Source organism: Dyadobacter luteus (assembly GCF_003383615.1).
In the GTDB taxonomy this organism is placed as follows: Bacteria; Bacteroidota; Bacteroidia; order Cytophagales; family Spirosomataceae; genus Dyadobacter; species Dyadobacter luteus.
In genome coordinates, this window is record NZ_QNUL01000017.1 from 12,309 (window position 1) to 31,868 (window position 19,560).

Here is a 19,560-nt window from a genome sequence, read left to right on the forward strand (position 1 = left end):
ATGCAATCCCCGGTAGTCATCCTGAATGCTCCGGATTCCTTCATTTCAAACATAGACAGTATCCGGGAGGAGGCTGTTATAGTTACAGAATTGGATCAGGTTATCCATACTGAATTTTGTATGGCATTTGTAACAAAGCAGGCAGAGATTGATGCCCTAATACCCAGCCTTGCCCCATTACTTAAAGGCGACGCAATACTGTGGATGTGTTATCCCAAAGGAACATCTAAGCGATACAAATGTGATTTCAACCGGGATACAGGCTGGACCATCATGGGGCAATTCGATATGGAGCCCGTCAGAATGGTAGCCATTAATGAAGACTGGAGCGCTTTGCGGTTTAAAAAAGTCGACTATATCAAAACCATGAAACGAAATACAGAAGGCGCTTTATCAGAAAAAGGAAAGATCAAAGCAGGTCAGAATTCTTAAATTTTAACATCTCATCTCAATCCAATATCAGTTCATGAGTAAGTTCGAAGAATCGTTATCATCAGGAATTCATAAAGAATTGTCGGCACTGACCGGTGCATGGAAAGGCATAACCAAAACCTGGTTTGAACCGGATGTACTCGCAGATGAATCCGAAATGGAAGCTACCTTTCGTCCTGTACTCGGAGGGCGCTTTCAGATGTTTGAATACAAAGGTCAGATGCAGGGAAAACCTTTTGAAGGCATCGCTTTCTATGGTTATGATATTCCAAATGAAACCCTGCAATGTGCCTGGATTGACAGTTTCCACATGGGTACCGGCATCATGTTATCAATGGGAGCGAAACAAGAGAAAGGCATTTCAGTTTTGGGCAGCTACGGTGGACCTGACATTCCGGTTCCCTGGGGATGGCGCACCGAAACAATACTTACAGAAGACGATACACTGGTGGTAACGGCTTACAATATTTCACCGGAAGGCGAAGAAAACAAAGCTACCGAAACGATTTTTCGCAGGGTGCAATAAAACAAGGACGTCACTATCTGTTTTCGCTGGAATGCTGATCACATGCCCCGTCATAAATAGGGTTTGTCAGCACCTTGTTGCAAATCGCCCACTCCAAAACGCCGGACGTGTTTTTAGCATCGTGGTAATAAACAAGCGGTATCGATTTATCCTTTTTCCACTTTACAACAGTTTCGTTTAGCTCTGTACGCATGGCTTTGAGAGCGAAATAGTTATTGTAAAAAGATAAGCCCCAGATTGAAAGCGTAACCGGCAGAATATACCTTAGCTGCGGCCACTTGATGATTCTCATATCCAGCAAAATCAGGACGATCATGACGGGAATGGTGGCCGTGAAGAACATGTAACGTGGGGCAATTCCTCCGGCAGATTTGGTTTCAAACCGTGAAATGGAAATGATAATTCCTGTTACAACCGGCAAAGAAAACAGCACATAAAGCAAAGGTTTTCTAAAAGCATATCCTGAAAAAAACAACCATAACCAGAAACCAGCTACAACTATTCCCGCCAGCATGCACACAATGATGTTGGCGTAGTGCCCTACCGACGGATTTACATACAGGAAACTCCCCAGAAAAGTAAACAACAACCTGCCCATCCATTCGAAATTGAAATCAACTACGGATAGCCTTTCAGGTTTATCAATCCGGAAGCCATAAATGATCATCATGCTGGTAAACAGAATCCATATAATCAGCAACTTGTAGCGGCTTCTTACAAACAATAAAAAACAGCCCATCAGCAAGGCCAGTATTCCATTTCCGAATGAGAGCGTGGCCAGCATGCCAGACAAAACCGCGAGCCCAAATCCGGAACTCCACCATTTTTCAGAATCATTTAAGCAAACCAGACATAAAAATGAGAAAACAAACACTGTGTAATGTTGAATACCACCCCAGTAAAATGAAGTGACCTGATAAAATGACAATCCGAACAGAAAGGAAGTGATGAATAAAAAGATAACAGGATTAAGCACTGCATACTTCCGGTATAAACGGACAACGATTCCGACAAACGCGAGTAGAAAGAGATTCTGAAGAATAAGCAGATGATGAAAACTAAGTTTTCCAAAAATGCAATAATAAGTCGCAGCCAGCGCTCTGGAAATGACAATTCTGTGTTCGTTGTGCCTCGCAAACAATAAGCCTAGCTGCTTCGCAAAGTCTGCATCTTCGAAGTAGAAGGTTTTGATCAGATACAGCGTGGCAAAATAATCATCAAAAGAAGGAATATCAGGAACAGCGAAAAAAACAATATATCCGAAAGCCAGAATCATAATGATACTGGCAGCAATGTATTTGATCATTTCTCAAAAGCGTGCTACTGGTGTTACTCAAATATCTGCAAAAAAACTATCGAACAAAAGCTATAAAAAAAGTGGAGCAACCAAATAGTTGCATATTTAACAGAATGATAAAAAGAGACGTTTTTCAGGTAACTACAGATCTTACAGGAAGGCCGATTCTGGTGTTAATAACTGATGGGGAAATGTTCTTGTAGATTCAAACCTGGCTTGGCAAGAAATTTGATTACCTATCAATACTGCTAAATGCGTAAAACAGATCAACGGCTGTCACAATTCAGGCAACTCCGGGAAGTAGGTCTCAGCCGGCTGGATGAATATTAACCAACCTAAATTCTGAAAACGATGAAAACTGACCTGTTAATGAACTTCTTGGTAGACAAAGAAAGTAAGAAAATCCATGTTGACCGGGAATTTGCTGCTCCGTTGGACAAAGTATGGGCAGCATGGACACAAAGTGAGATCCTGGATCAATGGTGGGCTCCGAAACCATGGCATGCACGCACCAAATTTATGGATTTCAGTGTAGGAGGTTACTGGCTATATGCCATGGTAGGACCTGAAGGTGAAGAACACTGGGCACGTGCCGATTACAGCGCGATCACTCCGGAAGATACATACACGGCACAGGATGCCTTCTGTGACGAAGAAGGCGTCATCAATACTTCATACCCGGGATCAACCTGGACCAATAAATTTGTGCAGTCAGGGACAAACACAAAGGTTCACATTGAGATTTCCTACGATGATTTGAAAGATCTTGAAGCTACACTGGAAATGGGCTTTCAGAAAGGTTTTACCATGGGATTACAAAATCTCGACGAGCTGTTTCAATAACATCCGGGCATGTGAGGCTTATCACCAACGAAACGTGCAGAGCCTCACATGTTGCAGTTTGTTTCTACAAAACCTATTTTTGCCTGCTTTCATAAGTAGTTTCAGTCAGTAGCTGCTTTAAGTATTCTTCCCTAACAAATAATACAGGATGATTTTTCCGCCCGATCTATAGTGATAAAAACGGAAATGTAAGTTTAAAGCCGATTCATCCGGAATAATTTCACTAAATTAAAATCGGAATAGTATTATTTTTTAACGACAAAGTTTTATATTATCGTTAAAAATAAAAGTTAGAACATTGCAGCAATGTCAGAGGAAGAGCAACTGTGGAAAGACTTTACGGGCGGAGATGAGAAAGCGCTGGAGCAGTTGATAAAGCTGTTTGGGAAACCGCTTGCACTTTATGGCAGGAAACTCATTAAAAATGATTTGCTGATACAGGATTGTATACAGGAAGTATATATTCAGCTCTGGCAATACCGCTCTGGCCTTCGCCAGCTTACAGAAATACGTCCTTACCTGTTCACCTGCCTTCGCCGGAAAATTATCAATACACTTAAAAAAGAAAGTGTATTTGTTACCAGTGAGCAGGACGACGAAGATCCATTTCTTTCGGAATTCTCAATCGAAACACGGCTTATCGAAAATGAAACCGAGGCCGAACGTGTCCGTACAATCAACCATTTCATCAATCAGCTCCCCCGCAGACAGAAAGAAGCGATATATCTTCGCTTTTATGAGAACATGAGCAATGAGGAAATTGCAGAAGTAATGGGTGTCAAATACCAGACAGCTACAAATCTTATTCACGAAGCGCTTACCTCCCTCCGCCAGTCGTTCCCGCTGAATTCAATATCAGCCATGCTTTTTTACTTCAAATTTTATTTTTTTTAAAAATTTCAAAAAAAAATATAATCAAACCAGTATAAACTTTAAGAAGTGTTGCTACTGCTAATAAACGGCAATATTAACATTTCATGATAAACTATTCCCATTACAAAGTAACCGACTATTTGTCCGACGAAAGTTTCAGACAATGGGTGCTTGACGGAGGCTTTCGAAATAGCGATACAGCATGGAGTTTATGGCTGTCACAAAATCCAGAACCGGCCAAAGAAGCAATGAAAGCCAGAGAAATTGTTCTGGCAAGCATCATCAGAGAAGAACCATTTCCGGACGATTATTTTGAAACGATCAGCCGCGAGACAATCAAAGCTGTAAGAGCAGGGCGATCAGGCTATATCAAACCCATTTACTGGCGCGCGGCGGCTGCGGTTGTGCTAATTTCTGCTTTTGCCGGCTGGTATTTCCTGACAAAACAAACTTCCGGTGATATTCAACCGGAACACTATTCCGCAGTTACCACTAAAACCATACCGGTAAGTATTTATAAAGAGAACAAAACCAACACGGTTGTACCGGTTGCATTGCCCGATGGAAGCTCCGTATTGCTTCACCCCAAAAGCACTTTGGAATATGAAAAAGAAGCAGGTGGCAACAGGACGGTGCATCTGACAGGAAAGGCTTTCTTTGAAGTTACAAGAGATCCGTCTTCTCCATTTTTGGTATATACAGGTGAAATGCTGACAAAGGTTTTGGGCACAAGTTTCACGGTAACCGCCTATTCAGGAGATAAAGATTATTCTGTAGTTGTGAAAACGGGAAAAGTGGCTGTATCAAGTATTTCGGAGCAACCGGGCAAAAATGAAACGGTCAATCTTGTACCTAACGAGCAAGTGATCTTCAATAGAGCAAAGTCCGGTTTTAACCGGAAAGATCTGGAAGCACAGGATTTGCTCAAATATGTTCCTGCCACACCAAGTTCCTATGCTTTTACGGACACGCCTGTTACAGAAATTTTTGAACAGATTGCCAAAGCATATGGATTAAAAATAGAACTGAGTGAAGCGCTATTGGACGGTTGCGAATTGACTACCAATCTGACAGACGAGCCCTTATTCGAGAAGCTGAATATCGTATGCAATTCAATCGGCCCCGGCACCAGCTACATAATTGAAAACGAACACATAAAGGTTATATCAAAAGGATGTAACCAATAAGAATTTCACATTTAAACCTGAATCTATGCTGATAAATATGTTTTACTCTCCCTGACAGGTCTATAAAAAAGCCGGGCATGTTCGTACCATGACCGGCTGAAATCCCCGACTTGTTTTCGATGCCAAGCTGCTCCCTTGCCGGGGAGCATGAGGAATGTTTTTGCCTTTTCAAATCACAAAAACCTATTAAATCTATGCAAAAAAATTATAACTATACCAATCTGTGGTTTAGGATTATGAAAATTACTACAGTACAGATTTTCATGACATTGCTGTTTTGCGGCGTTTCTTACGCAGGTGCCGCGCAGGAATTGCTTCAGAAACGGCTGCGGATATCCAGGGAAAATACAGAAATGCGTACCGCTCTGGATCAGATCAGCAAGGCTGCTAATGTCAGGATTTCTTTTAATTCAAAACTGATACCAAAAGGACAACCTGTAACCTTATACGCCAACGACGAACGTTTGTCGGAGGTGCTCGACAGAATTCTGACACCTTACGGAGTTTCGTACATCATTATGAACAAACAGATCGTGCTCCGTAAAAACACGGAAAAGGATCAAAGTGAAGTGCTGGATCTTCAGACTGCCCCTTCTATTGACCGGACTATTGCCGGTACTGTCAGGGATGCAGCCAATGAACCACTCCCCGGGGTAAGCATTGTTGTGAAAGGAACCAGCAGAGGTACCACTACCGGGTTTGATGGCCGGTATTCCATAGAAATTCCCGATAAGGCAGTGCTCACATTTTCCTATGTAGGTTACGAAACACGCGATGTTGAGATCGGTAACCAATCGGTACTGGACGTTACCCTTACGAATGATAATAAGACACTAGAGGAAATTGTAGTAATCGGATACAACCGTGTTAAGAAAAGCGATCTGACAGGTTCAGTAGCCAGTGTAGGCGCTGATGAAATCAAGAAAAGACCGGTGGCTAACGTACTGCAGGCTATGCAGGGAAGAGCTGCAGGGGTGGATATTACCTCCAATGAACGTCCTGGTGAAATGGGCAGTATACGTATACGGGGTAACCGTTCACTCAGTGCGAGTAACTCTCCATTGTATGTTGTGGATGGAATTCCGCTTGCGGCTGGTGGTATTGAATCAATCAATCCCAACGACATTGAGTCGATTGATGTTTTGAAAGATGCTTCTGCTACAGCCGTTTTCGGTTCCCGTGGCGCGAATGGGGTCGTTCTTGTAACTACCAAACAAGGTAAAAGCGGAAAGCTTTCACTGAACTACATCGGTACCACTACGATCGAAAATCAGCATGATCGCACGCAAATGATGAACTCAGCTCAGTATGTTCAGTTCAGAAGAGATGCATTTCGCCGTGCGGGAAATTATCCTGCTACGCCTACACAGGCTGACGATCAGCGTATTTTCGGAGGAGATTCCTATGCATTGGCCAATATCATGAAAGGCTGGGAAGGCGGCACCTGGAATGGCGATTTGGTACCGACCACCAACTGGACTGACATGGTGCTTAAAACCGGCGTAACCCAGGATCACACGCTAAGCCTGAGCGGGGGAACCGACAAAATGAAAGCCTATGGCTCAATTGGCTATTTATTCCAGGATGGTACGCAGCTGGGACAGGACTTCGAACGTTTCAATGCAAAATTCAGCGTAGAGATGTCTCCTGTGAAATGGTTCAAATTCGGAGGTAGCATCAATGGAACCTTTAGCCTGCAAAACTATGGCTTCGCTTCAAGCAGTGCGTCAGGTGCAGGTAACCTCTATTTTGCTGCACAAGGTATGCTTCCATTCGCTGTTCCGTTTGATGACAACGGAAACCGCATCAACCTCCCTGGCGGTGACATCAACATTTTGAATCCGATTGGTGAAGATAAATACAATATCAACGAAAGAAAGGTATTACGTACGCTAGGTGTATTATTTGCAGAAGTGGATATTTTGAAAGGACTTAAGTACCGCATGAATTTTGGTCCTGACTTTTACAATCTGCGTAACGGAAGATGGATGGATAAAAACTCTATCAACCGTGGTGGCGGTGAGCCAGGTTCAACCAACTACGCTCAGCTTAACCAAACTTCACGTTTCTCTTACACACTGGATAATCTTCTTTACTACGATCGTACTTTCGGAAAACATACAGTGGGTCTAACATTGCTGCAAAGTGCATCTTCCAACCTGACTGAAACCAGTGGAATGACTGCCACTAACCTTCCATGGGACAGCCAGAGATGGCATCAGCTCAATTCTGTGAGTGCTTTGGATGGTTTTGGAACAGGTTTAAGCCAAACACAGCTACTCTCCTATATGGCTCGTGTCAATTATGGATTTAACGACAAATACATGTTTACTGCATCGGCTCGCTGGGACGGAGCTTCTCAGCTGGCACCAGGCAACAAATGGGACTTCTTCCCATCAGCGGCATTTGCATGGAATATAGATCAGGAAGAATTTCTTAAAACAGTTCCATGGGTGAATCAGCTTAAAACCCGTATCGGATTCGGTAGTACAGGTAATGCGGCGATCAGTCCTTATCAAACCAAGGGAGCTGTACAAACGCTTTATTATACATGGGGAAACAAGGTTGAAGCAGGTTATGTATCATCTGATCCCTCTTCTCAAAGCCCTACTGCAATGGCTAATGAATTATTAAGCTGGGAGCACACAGCGCAAGTAAATATCGGTATAGATTTTGATTTATTCCGTCATCGCATAGGTGGAACACTTGACTTATATAAATCGCGTACATCCGGACTATTGCTATTACGAAGTGTAAACTCAGTGTTAGGCTATACAACCTCATGGGACAATATCGCCAGTACCTCAAACAAAGGGATAGACTTAACGCTAAATACCATAAATATAAAAACGCGAAAATTTGAGTGGTTGTCAACTGCGAATTTCTCAGCAAATACTGACAAAATAGAACAGCTTGTAAATGGAGATACGGACGACCTTAGAAACTTGTGGTTTATTGGTCAAAGACTAGCCGTATATTATGATTACTCTAAGCAGGGAATCTGGCAAAATAGCGAAGCAGACTTGGAAGAAATGGCAAAATTCAATGCTAATGGACACAGCTTCAGAGCGGGCGATATCAGAGTAGAGGATTTAAATGGTGATTACCGTATCGACGCTAACAATGATAGAAAGATTGTAGGGAATTCAAGTCCTAAATTCACATTCGGATTCAACAATACGTTTACATACAAAAACTGGGATCTGGCTGTATTTATGTTCGGACGCCTTGGATTTACAGTAGCAAGAGGGGCAGAATCCCTTCAAGGACGTTTTTCTCAACGCGTTGTTGACTATTGGACACCAGAGAATCCAACTAATGATTATCCTTCTCCAAATTACAATTCAGCAGCAGGTGATCCTTTCAAAAGTGCAATGAACTATCAGGATGGGTCATTTGTCAAAATCCGTAATATTTCACTGGGTTACAATGTTCCAGCAAACATTGCCGGAAAACTGCGCATGAGCAACTTCCGTGTCTACGCACAAATCCAGAATCCCGGTCTGATCTATTCAAACATATCCTGGCTGGATCCTGATCTTGGGGGTTCTACCTTCAACCGCGGATTTGTATTTGGTTTGAACATTGGTTTCTGATAAATCCTTTTTGAAACACTTTAAGATAGAATTTTTATGAATCATATAAAGTCGATATTTAACAAAGTTTGCATGGGAACTCTTTTACTGACAGCGCCGTCTGCCTGCAAGGAAAGCTTCCTGGATGAAGATCTGATCACGGCAAGAAGTACCCAGGATTTTGAAACCCCAAACGGATTGGACGGACTCGTAACAGGAATGTACCAAAGTCTCCGTTTCCACTTCAACTACGAATGGGCCTATGCTACCACTAATTATGGCACTGATGAATTTGCTGTGGGTGGCGACCGCACCATGCAGATGTGGAATTCGTACGATGCAAACCTGAACTCCCTGACCGGAGATGTAGGATCTGTTTGGGATAATATGTATGGTGTTATTAACTCTGCCAATATCGTCATCCAGAATGTACCGGTTTACTACGGCGATGGTACCAACAAAAATATCCGTCTTGGTGAAGGATATTTCATGCGTGGCTTCAATTATTTCAAATTAGTGAAGCAATATGGTGGCGTTCCGCTGAAGCTGGAACCATCGACAAGGGTAGAATCTGAGTTCTCACGTAACACTGCACAAGAGGTATATACGCATCTCATCAGTGACCTTGAAAAAGCTTATGAGCTACTTCCCGCAGCTCCCGCCGAAACGGGAAGAATTACAAAATGGGCAGCTGCTCACTTCCTGGCCAAGGCTTACCTTTACAGAGCCAGCGAACTGTATAGCGACTGGAACAGTAGCAGCCGTCAATCAGATCTGGAGAATGCGGTCAAATATGCCAATCTGGTTATTGATAGTGGATCCCATAGCCTTGCTCCTAATTTCAGTGATTTATGGAACTACACTGCTACTGATGGCGCTTCTGAAAGATTACCGGAAATTATTCTTTCAGCTCAATTTTCAGGCAACACCGCCACACAAGGCCGTTATGGAAATCAAGTTCACTTGTACTATCCGTCTGTATATCAGAATCTGGCAGGTATGCAACGTGATATCCCGGGAGGACGTGAATTCCAGCGTTTGCGTTCTACAGATTACGCTCTTGATGTATATGACAGAGTGAACGACAGTCGTTTCTGGAAAAGCTTTAAAACAGTATATCTTTCTAACCGTCCTGCAGCTGCACCGGTCTGGACCGCTGCGAATGCACCAAGCGCTGATCTTGTAGGCAAGCCAAGATTTGCAGGTGGAGAGCAGTCTATCCTGTACATTGTCAATAAAGCAGGTGACACACGTTATACATCCGAGAATATCCAGCGCCGTGCTCCCCACATGTTCGTAAGATATTTCTCAGGCCAGGCTGAAAATATGTTGGGAGGACATGGTAACTATGAGGCAAGCCGTTTCGTGGCACTTTCCAAATTTGCCGACGGATCACGTATTTCTGTAGCAACACAATTTGGCCAGCGCGATGGCATTCTTGCACGTCTGGCAGAAACCTACCTGATTGCAGCAGAAGCTTACGGACGTCTTCAGCAATATCCCCAGGCTTTGGCATATATCAACAAAGTACGTGACCGTGCCGCATACAAGTCAGGCGAAGATCGTACAGCTTATGTGGACGGAGGTGTAGCATACAAAAACAATGTAGCCGCCAATACAGCTGCATTTGTATCTTATTCTGACAAAAACACTTACTATGAGTCCAATAACGTTGCGACCACCACAGCCAGTTCTCTTGATGGATTGCACCTGACAAGCATCAATGACATTTTCAATTCTACGACTGAGTTTTATACCAAAGTAGGTGCTTCTACAAACGAAAGTAAATTCATCCATTTCATACTGAATGAGCGTTCACGCGAATTGATGGGAGAACTGATGCGCTGGGAAGATCTTGCACGTACTAAAACTTTGGTGTCACGCGCTTTGGTTTTCAATGATGAGGCCAAACCAAGTGAAGCCAAACATTACCTGCGGCCAATTCCACAAACCTTCCTTGATGCCATTCAAAAAAGTGGCAGACCGCTTACAACTGATGAAAAAACTGCTATGCAAAATCCGGGTTGGTAGTTAGATTTAAATGCAAAGAGGCGGAGATATCACAAGGGTATCTTCGCCTCTTTACGTTTACGCTATCTTCTTTTAAATAATCACATTAAAATGTCCGTTCATCGGCCGAAGGTCCATATATGGATGGCACAGCAATGTCATTCAGGCGCATGTATACCGTTAGCTGTCCACGGTGATGGACCCAATGCCTGACCGTCGCACCCAGTTCCTCAATCACTTTGGCTGTATACAACAGTTCTCCATTTTGTTTCAAAGAAAAAGAACCTGCAAGCCTCTCTTCTGTCGCCCCCTTCAAAGACTCCTTTGCTCTGACCAGATTTTCTTCAAAATGTGCAGATAATTTATCCTGCGTGCTTAGCTCAAAATGCTGATAATTAGCAAAGTCAATTTCACCCTTATCAATCATAAAAGTAATCCACGCCGGTATTTCGGCCACCAAAAGAGCCAGATAACCCAGATTCATGGATTTGGGATTAGGTTTGAAATCATAAAGCGATTCGGGAATTCTCTTCAGACATTTTCGTGTAGCAGTAGCTTCGGCATCAAGATCTCTGAGATAGATACCGGTAAGATCCATATTTTGCATAGTGCTGATTGATTTTAGCATCACCCACAAAAAATCCATACCTGATATTAAACATCAGCTATTTATAACATTCCTGCATGGAATTACTTATTAAGCGGAGCATGAATATTTTTCTAACTCAGTAACTTTCCATCATTACTTAATCCATCATAAGATGAAATCTGTTACCGGCCTCCTGTTTTGCCTTTTCATTTCCATTCCAATATTCGCCCAAAAACCTGCAGCTGACACATGGTCAAATGTACCTAAAGCACAGGACGACAGATATACCAACCCTAAAAGCGCAGTATATGCGGGACCGAATGGATGGTGGAATTTTGGAGAGGTTCGCGCGGAAGGCGCTTCGTCTCCGACACTTAAATTCTCCTACAAAGGTGGTCTGAGTACCAATAGTGGTATTTTTTCTTTCAACGAATCAGGAAAGCTTCAGATTCTAAATGTAGATTTTGGCACTGATGAGCCCATACCCGGAACATATCAAATCACGAAAAAACCTGATTTGGCAGGTAAAAAAGTATCCGTTTCTTTCTCCGATGTAGCTAACAAGGCCATCAGGAGCTGGTCAGGAGACAATGGTTCGGGAACCATTATAGTTACCAAATCAGGTGATTTTATTTATTTAAAAGCAAGAAATATTGTGCTTCAGCCCAGCGATGTCTACAACAAAAATGAAAGCAAACAAGCGCTAAAATTAGGTTTTGAAGGTGCATTAAAACCATAAGCTACTTACCTTTTCTCATTTTCACCAAATGGGAATAATGCAGAAGGTACATGCGCCTGGTTCATCAGCTCTCCCAGCTTTTTAGCCTCATCCGGATGCTGTCCGGCTATATTCGTTTTTTCAGCAGGATCTTTCGACAGATCGTAAAGTTCAACGGGTCCACCAGGTTGATCAGCTGCTTTTAAGCGCACGGCTTTCAAGTTGCCCTGTCGCACGGCCTGCCGACCTCCCTGCTCATGGAATTCCCAGTAGAGATAATTGTGCTGTATTTGTTTTCCTTTTCCGGTAAGCGTTGGTACAAACGAGACACCATCTATTGATCCGGTTACTTTCGTTTGAGCCAATTGAGCAAAGGTGGGAAGCAAATCCCAGAATGCCCCTACATGATCGTTGGTTTTGCCCGAAGCAATAACACCAGGCCAGCGCGCCACAAATGGCTCCCGTATCCCGCCTTCATAAAGATCACGCTTCACACCTCTGAATCCACCTCCACTATTGAAAAATGTCGGATCAGCACCGCCTTCAACATGAGGTCCGTTGTCACTTGTAAAAATCACCAGCGTATTTTCATCCAGCCCCTTCTCCTTCAGTCTGGTCATTACCTGCCCTACGTACAAATCAAGTCGAGCTACCATGGCCGCAAAGGCTGCATGCGGATATTCCTGTGAGGCATAACCTCCATCCTTAGCATCCGGACCATAGTCTGCTCCCTTGTAAGGCTTTTCTGCAAACTTACCTTTGTAATATTGAAAGATACTGTCTTCCGGCACCAACAACTCTGCGTGTGGCAAAATATAAGGAAGGAACAAAAAGAAAGGTTTCTCTTTGTTCTGAGCATCGACGAATTCAAGTGCCTGTTTCTGGATCAGATCCGGAGCATACTCTTTATTATATAACAAGTTCTGGTTTGCCTCCAGGATCACCTTTTTGTCATTATTCCACAAATGATTCGGATAGTACCTGTGCGCCAAAGACTGACAGTTGTAACCATAAAACTGATCAAAACCCTGTTTATTCGGCTCACCTTCCGAACCTACCGGTCCGAGCCCCCATTTGCCAAATGCCCCCGTAGCGTAACCTGCTTTTTTCAACACCTCAGCTATCGTCACAACCGAATCAGCAATAGGCTGCTGCCCTTCCGGATCCACCCCTTTGTTGCCGCGTATGTAAGTATGCCCTGTATGTTGACCCGTCAGCAAAGACGAACGTGAAGGAGCACAAACACTCGTACCTGCATAAAACTGGCGGAATTTTGTCCCTTCTTTGGCAAGTCGGTCAATATTGGGTGTACGAATCAGCTTCTGTCCATTGAAACCTACATCACCGTAACCAAGGTCATCGGCCAGAATAAGCACTATATTGGGACGCTTTGCAGAACCCTTTTGAGCCAAGGCCACAGATGCGACAAATAACAGGATTAGTAACAAACACTTTTTCATACTTATTAAACCTGGTTTTCTTTTATATCTACCTTCTGAAAATTGTCAAAGCGAGTCAATCCTGAAATTATCAATCTGGTGACGAGACCATGTTGACCTGAAGCCGAAATAACCCTCTGTTAACGGTGCAGGATCTTTGTAATCGAAGTATTTTTCCCCATCTACCCAAAAGCTTGTTTCACCATTTTGAACAACGATTCTGATTCGATAAGTATGATTAGGTTTCAATAAATGTTCCTGATCTGTATATTCCTGAAGCAGTTTCCTTTCACCCTTTCCATCGTATTTTCTGAACCGGGTAGTAGTGTTGGTATTGCCACCCATTCCTACATAATAAAGGCTGAGCGAATCGTATTCTTCAAACTTGCCGGTACGGGTAAAAAGCGAAGTATTTTTCGGATCTGTAGCCATCCAAAACTGGTTCAGATCTGAGAGCCGGTCATTCTTCCCTCCTGCCACAATCACTTTCCAATCATATGCAATGACAAAATCACCTTTCAATTTTTTATCGAGCCAAACCGTGACACCGCCGGGAGAGTCAATCACCAGTTTTCCATTTTCCGTTGCAACCAATACCGGTGCTGCTATTTCCGTTTTCCAATGATTCATATTCAGCTTCTCACCGAATTGATCTTCGAAAATAGTCTTCGATTTCCGGGACTGAGAGAAGCATTGTCCGCTTAGCAGGATCAGACCAAAAAGTAAAAAGTGAGCAGGTTTGAAACAAGTGAAAGAAAACTGAAGTATCATGAATATAAAATGTAGTCGTACTGCAAGGTCGGTAAAATATACACTCACCACCAGATTTATACTGAATTCCTGTGGATTTTACCTAAACTTATCAAAAGATCAAATACCAAAAGTAATCGGTTGCATACTGAATGGTCTGAGCATTTAGTAAATCCGTCTACATTTGTACTTATTTGAACGGAGACTTCCGAAACCTTTAATTACTTCCGTAACAACGAATGGAAAACGAGAATACATACTCTGGTGTAAAGGAGATAGCACGAAGGGCGAAAGTATCCATTGCCACAGTGGACAGAGTGTTGCATAACCGAACCGGCGTTTCTGAGAAAACGAAGAAAAGAATCAATGAAATCATCAAGGAATTGAATTACCAGCCCAATATTCTCGCGAGCAGACTTGCCTCCAAAAAAGTAATCAGCATTGGCGTACTGATCCCAGCCGTATCTGAGGAAACGGACTTCTGGGAAGCACCTTTAAGGGGAATTCGCAGAGCTGAAAGTGAGATCAGACAATACGGTATTCAGGTACACACTTTCCTGTTTGACCTTAACAATAAAAGGTCTTTTCAGGAACAATCTGATCTCTTGCTGAAAACAGGAGTGAGTGGTGTACTCATCGCTCCTTCGTTTATAGAAGAAGCATCAACATTCGCTCAGGAATGTAAAAGACTCAAAATTCCGGTGATTTGTATTGACAGCAACTTACCTGATACCGAAACACTTTCCTATATCGGGCCACATCTGTCTCAAAGTGGCTATGTGGGTGCCAGACTGTTGACATACAGACTTCAACCTGATCGCAAAATCCTTTTTATCAATATCTCTCCAGAAAAAGAAAGTTACAACTACATCCGGATCGAAGAAGGGTTTAGGTCCTATTTCAAAGATCACAATCAGCTGAATGACATTGTACGGATTGACTTACGGGATACCGATTTTCTCTCAGTGTCAAAAGCTTTGCTGGAAGCATTTCAAACTCATTCAGAAATCGGTGCCATTTTCGTTACCAATTCCAGGGTTTTTACTATTGCCAAATATTTGCAGGAAAAGGGTCTTACCGATATCGGTCTGGTTGGATATGATTTCATTAAAGAGAATGTAGTTTTTTTACAAAACGGAACGATTGATTTTCTGATCTGTCATAAACCTGAGGATCAGGGATATCGGGGGGTCATGTCTCTGTACCAAAATCTGGTATTGGGCACGTCCGTGGAAAAGGCTTACTTCATGCCTATTGATATTGTAACAAAGGAAAACGAAGCCTTCTATCAAAACTAGAAGTATGCTTGTCCCGAGCACCCGCTATAGGATTAATTTATCAATATTAAATCACATAAAAATATAAATTTATTCCTTTAAGGAGCGATTTACAGAAATATTTGATAATTTCACGGGTACGTACCCGATCTTTATGTTAATTGCTGACTATTCCTAAATCCTATAATTACATTTTGCAATGAATACCTTTTCCAGAAGAAAATTCGTTGGCACGGCGCTGGTTGGTGGTGTATCACTCGCGCTGATGGATAGCCTGGCACTCAGAGCGGCCGGCAATGTTGGCAAAAGAGTGGGAATCATTGGTCTTGACACTTCCCATAGTGTCGCATTCACAAAAGTGTTAAATGTCCCGGACTCCGATGCTGCTTACAATGGCTATAAGGTGGTAGCTGCTTATCCGCATGGCAGTAAAGATATCGTTTCGAGTACCAAAAGAATTCCTGAATACATCGAAGAAGTAAAAAAGCTGGGCGTAGAAATCACCGGTTCCATTCAGGAATTAATCGCGAAATCAGATGTGATTCTACTGGAAACCAATGATGGTCGCCGACATCTGGAACAGGCAACTGAAGTCTTAAAAGCCGGCAAGCGTATATTCATAGATAAGCCTGTAGCAGGTACGCTAACCGACGTAGTAGCCATATATAAGGCAGCTGAAAAATATAACATCCCTGTTTTCTCCGCATCATCACTCCGCTACATCACAGGTATTGAGGGTATTGACAAATCTAAAGTATTAGGTGCTGATACATTTAGTCCGGCTGTTCTGGAGAAAACGCATCCTGACCTGTTCTGGTACGGCGTCCATGGCGTGGAAACCTTATATACTGTCATGGGTACAGGCTGCAAAACTGTGACCCGAGTGAGCACACCCAATACCGACATTGTGGTTGGTACCTGGGAAGACGGACGCACCGGTACGTTCAGAGGTACCCGCACCGGCAAACATGACTACGGAGGAACCGTATTCACAGAATCAGGCAACAAAGTTCTGGGACCGTATAATGGCTATGAGCCCCTGCTGAAAGATATTATTAAGTATTTTCAAACCGGACAAGTACCGGTGACACCTCAGGAGACCATCGAAATATTTGCTTTTATGGAAGCAGCTGACGAAAGCAAAAGATTAGGCGGAAAGAGTGTAACCATTGAAAGTGTGATGAAAAAAGCGAGATCATGATATTCCTAAACTCTTAACTATGAAAAATACTTCCATCTCAGAACCTGCTGATACTGAATCTCGTCGTGGATTCATCAAAAAAACATTAGCCGGCTCAGCCTTGCTGACTTTCGGCGGCGTGCTCCCGGGCTTCAGTGCCAAAAGCTATTCCCGTATTTTAGGAGCCAATGAAAAGATAAAAGTGGGTGTGATGGGAGTAAACAGCCGGGGGCTGGCACTGGCCGGCAACTATGCACTTCAGCCCAATTGTGAAGTATTATCAATCTCTGATGTAGACTCCCGCGCCGCTGAAAAATGCATCAGTACGGTTGCCTCCATTCAAAACAGCAAGCCTGCCAACATTCCTGATTTCAGGAAATCGCTTGAAAACAAAGATATGGATGCGCTTGTGGTAGCCGCTCCCGATCACTGGCATGCGCCTGCCGCTATACTGGCTTCCAAAGCCGGTAAACATGTATATCTTGAAAAACCCTGCAGCCATAATCCGCATGAAGGCGAACTGCTTGTAGCTGCGGCAAAGAAATATAAAAATGTAATTCAGATGGGTAATCAGCGCCGTTCCTGGCCTAATGTGGCCGCTGCCATTCGGGAAGTACAGAACGGAGTTATCGGCAGGCCCTATTTTGCCAAAGGCTGGTATACCAACAACAGAGCTTCTATAGGAATCGGGAAACAAACTGCTGTTCCCTCCTGGCTGGATTATGACCTTTGGCAGGGACCCGCTCCCAGAGTTGCCTATAAAGACAACCTCATTCACTACAACTGGCACTGGCTGTGGAACTGGGGTACCGGAGAAGCTTTGAACAACGGGACACACATGGTGGATCTTATGCGCTGGGGTCTTGGAGTGGAATATCCCACGCACGTAACCTCGTCCGGTGGTAGATTTAGATATAAAGACGACTGGGAAACACCTGATACACAAGTCATCACATGGAATTTCGATAACAATACTGCTATCACCTGGGAGGGAAGAAGTTGCAACGGACGCACTGTAGAAGGTGATAGTGTGGGTGTCGTTTTTTATGGTGAAAATGGATCTGTACAGATTTACGGCGGTAATGAATACAAGATTTATGACCTCAACAACAAGCTTGTAAAAGATGTCAAAAACGATCTGGTGATTGATCCCCGAAATAAAATGAATCCTTCTCAGGCGTTGGATGCGATCCACATCCAGAATTTCTTTGACGGAATCAAAAAAGGTACGGCACTCAATGCAGAAATCGTCGGCGGACATCAGAGTACATTGCTTTGCCAATTGGGCAACATTGCGCAGCGTTCAGGAGGTTCTTTAAATATCGATCCTAAAAACGGACACATCATTGGAAATAAGCAAGCACAGAAATATTGGAAACGGGAATATCAGAAGGGCTGGGAGCCTACGGTTTAGGGGGCTGGGCAAAGGGCTGAGGGGGTTGGGCAAAGGGTGCAGGGTAAGGGGCTGAGGGGCATGGGGAAGGGCGTTCTGATAATTTTTATTAAAACTTTTGGGCAATGAAAACAGCTACAGCTGCTATTAAAGTTGAAAGTCTCACCAAGTCGCAAACCATGTTATCGATCTTCCTGATCGGTGTGATGTTTTTCATTTTTGGCTTTGTTTCGTGGGTCAATTCTATTCTGATTCCTTATTTTAAAATTGCCTGCGAACTCACCAGCTTTCAAGCCTACCTGGTGGCATTTGCTTTTTACATTGCCTATTTTATCATGTCCGTTCCTGCTTCCTATTTGCTCAGGACGGTGGGTTTCAAAAAAGGTATGATGGCAGGCTTCTGGTGTATGGCGCTGGGTGCCTTTATATTTGTACCGGCTGCAATGAGCCGCACTTATGAAATCTTCCTGGCAGGACTATTCACAATTGGTATCGGACTTGCCATATTACAAACGGCTGCCAATCCTTACATTACCATTCTGGGTCCCAAAGAACGCGCCGCTCAGCGGATCAGCATCATGGGAATCTGTAATAAGGCGGCAGGGATATTGTCTCCTATTGTATTTGCAGCGGTTATTCTTCGCCCTACTGATACAGATCTTTTTGCACAACTCGGAAGTATGACCGACATTGAGCGAAGTGCCGCTTTGGATGAACTGGTCAGAAGGGTGATTAATCCCTATATAGGTCTGGGTGTGTTTCTGCTGGTACTGGGTTTACTGGTCTATCTCTCCCCTCTACCCGAAATCGATACAGAACACGAAGATGAAAACCTTAGTGTCACCAACGCAGGAAAAACAAGTATTTTTCAATTCCCCCATCTGATACTCGGCGCATTGGCCATCTTCCTGCACGTGGGAACCCAGGTTATCGCTATTGATACAATCATCAGTTATGCCGGCTCAATGGGCATCAGTTTACTCGAAGCCAAAGTTTTCCCATCCTACACCCTGTTCTGCACCATTTGTGGTTATTTCATCGGCATCGCACTCATTCCAAAATACCTGAGTCAGGTGAATGCGCTTAGAATCTGTACGTTGCTCGGAGCTGTCTTTACCCTGCTGATCATTTTTGCCAAAGGGCCGATACAATTTCTTGGACACGATACAGATCTGTCCATCTGGTTTGTCGTATTGCTCGGTTTGGCCAATTCATTGGTGTGGGCAGGAATATGGCCACTGGCGCTGGATGGTTTGGGGAGATTCACAAAGCTTGGTGCATCCATCATGATCATGGGACTTTGCGGGAACGCCATCATGCCTTTATTCTACGGACATTTTGCCGATGTATATGGACTGCGTGAAGCCTATTGGGTGCTGTTTCCCTGCTATCTGTATTTGATTTTTTATGCTGTAAAGGGGCACCGGTTCAGGAAATGGGGTTTTTATGATCAGAATACCCGCCACTGATT

General features: G+C 43.5%; 16 protein-coding genes. 12 read left to right on the forward strand and 4 right to left on the reverse strand.

Going from position 1 to position 19,560, the window contains the following annotated elements:
• Window positions 1-432 (forward strand): hypothetical protein, encoded by a 432-nt coding sequence (locus DSL64_RS18740; protein ID WP_229217142.1) that lies wholly within the window; start codon window positions 1-3, stop codon window positions 430-432.
• 34 nt (window positions 433-466) lie between these two features.
• Window positions 467-958, forward strand: a complete 492-nt coding sequence (locus DSL64_RS18745) for a DUF1579 domain-containing protein (protein ID WP_115832457.1) — start codon at window positions 467-469, stop codon at window positions 956-958.
• A gap of 13 nt (window positions 959-971) precedes the next feature.
• Here DSL64_RS18745 and DSL64_RS18750 read toward each other — a convergent pair whose 3' ends face one another.
• Window positions 972-2,264: a hypothetical protein gene (locus DSL64_RS18750; protein WP_115832458.1), complete on the reverse strand. Its 1,293-nt coding sequence runs from the start codon at window positions 2,262-2,264 to the stop codon at window positions 972-974.
• 342 nt (window positions 2,265-2,606) lie between these two features.
• Between DSL64_RS18750 and DSL64_RS18755 the strand changes: the two genes are divergently transcribed.
• The 5 genes from DSL64_RS18755 (at window position 2,607) to DSL64_RS18775 (ending at window position 10,764) form a co-directional block, all read left to right on the forward strand.
• Entirely contained in the window at window positions 2,607-3,098 is a 492-nt protein-coding gene (locus tag DSL64_RS18755) for an SRPBCC family protein (RefSeq protein ID WP_115832459.1), read from the forward strand.
• A 306-nt stretch (window positions 3,099-3,404) separates the two neighbouring features.
• Window positions 3,405-3,992, forward strand: a complete 588-nt coding sequence (locus DSL64_RS18760) for an RNA polymerase sigma factor (RefSeq protein WP_115832460.1) — start codon at window positions 3,405-3,407, stop codon at window positions 3,990-3,992.
• Window positions 3,993-4,075: 83 nt separating this feature from the next.
• Window positions 4,076-5,158, forward strand: coding sequence for a FecR family protein (locus DSL64_RS18765; RefSeq protein ID WP_115832461.1), 1,083 nt, complete (start codon window positions 4,076-4,078; stop codon window positions 5,156-5,158).
• 194 nt (window positions 5,159-5,352) lie between these two features.
• Entirely contained in the window at window positions 5,353-8,754 is a 3,402-nt protein-coding gene (locus DSL64_RS18770; RefSeq protein WP_115832462.1) for a TonB-dependent receptor, read from the forward strand.
• Between the two features lie 72 nt (window positions 8,755-8,826).
• Window positions 8,827-10,764: a RagB/SusD family nutrient uptake outer membrane protein gene (locus tag DSL64_RS18775; protein WP_199539444.1), complete on the forward strand. Its 1,938-nt coding sequence runs from the start codon at window positions 8,827-8,829 to the stop codon at window positions 10,762-10,764.
• Window positions 10,765-10,849: 85 nt separating this feature from the next.
• On the opposite strand, the gene DSL64_RS18780 is transcribed toward DSL64_RS18775, so the two are convergent.
• Window positions 10,850-11,350 (reverse strand): DinB family protein, encoded by a 501-nt coding sequence (locus tag DSL64_RS18780; RefSeq protein WP_115832464.1) that lies wholly within the window; start codon window positions 11,348-11,350, stop codon window positions 10,850-10,852.
• 154 nt (window positions 11,351-11,504) lie between these two features.
• Here DSL64_RS18780 and DSL64_RS18785 point away from each other — a divergent pair, with 154 nt between their 5' ends.
• Window positions 11,505-12,071, forward strand: a complete 567-nt coding sequence (locus DSL64_RS18785) for a hypothetical protein (protein ID WP_115832465.1) — start codon at window positions 11,505-11,507, stop codon at window positions 12,069-12,071.
• A 5-nt stretch (window positions 12,072-12,076) separates the two neighbouring features.
• On the opposite strand, the gene DSL64_RS18790 is transcribed toward DSL64_RS18785, so the two are convergent.
• Both DSL64_RS18790 and DSL64_RS18795 read right to left on the reverse strand, forming a co-directional pair.
• The gene (locus DSL64_RS18790; RefSeq protein WP_115832466.1) at window positions 12,077-13,510 is read right to left on the reverse strand and encodes an arylsulfatase; all 1,434 of its coding nucleotides are present in this window, start codon (window positions 13,508-13,510) and stop codon (window positions 12,077-12,079) included.
• Between the two features lie 45 nt (window positions 13,511-13,555).
• Window positions 13,556-14,260 carry a DUF6250 domain-containing protein gene (locus DSL64_RS18795; protein ID WP_115832467.1) on the reverse strand — a complete coding sequence of 235 codons (705 nt, stop codon included), beginning with the start codon at window positions 14,258-14,260 and terminating at the stop codon, window positions 13,556-13,558.
• Between the two features lie 218 nt (window positions 14,261-14,478).
• Here DSL64_RS18795 and DSL64_RS18800 point away from each other — a divergent pair, with 218 nt between their 5' ends.
• The 4 genes from DSL64_RS18800 to DSL64_RS18815 all read left to right on the forward strand — a co-directional run bounded on the left by DSL64_RS18800 (window position 14,479) and on the right by DSL64_RS18815 (window position 19,558).
• Window positions 14,479-15,537 (forward strand): LacI family DNA-binding transcriptional regulator, encoded by a 1,059-nt coding sequence (locus DSL64_RS18800; protein ID WP_115832468.1) that lies wholly within the window; start codon window positions 14,479-14,481, stop codon window positions 15,535-15,537.
• Between the two features lie 244 nt (window positions 15,538-15,781).
• Window positions 15,782-16,717 (forward strand): Gfo/Idh/MocA family protein, encoded by a 936-nt coding sequence (locus DSL64_RS18805; protein ID WP_374755838.1) that lies wholly within the window; start codon window positions 15,782-15,784, stop codon window positions 16,715-16,717.
• Window positions 16,718-16,736: 19 nt separating this feature from the next.
• Window positions 16,737-18,110, forward strand: a complete 1,374-nt coding sequence (locus DSL64_RS18810) for a Gfo/Idh/MocA family protein (RefSeq protein WP_115832470.1) — start codon at window positions 16,737-16,739, stop codon at window positions 18,108-18,110.
• A 104-nt stretch (window positions 18,111-18,214) separates the two neighbouring features.
• Window positions 18,215-19,558, forward strand: a complete 1,344-nt coding sequence (locus tag DSL64_RS18815) for a sugar MFS transporter (RefSeq protein ID WP_115832471.1) — start codon at window positions 18,215-18,217, stop codon at window positions 19,556-19,558.
• The last annotated feature ends 2 nt before the right edge of the window (window positions 19,559-19,560 follow it).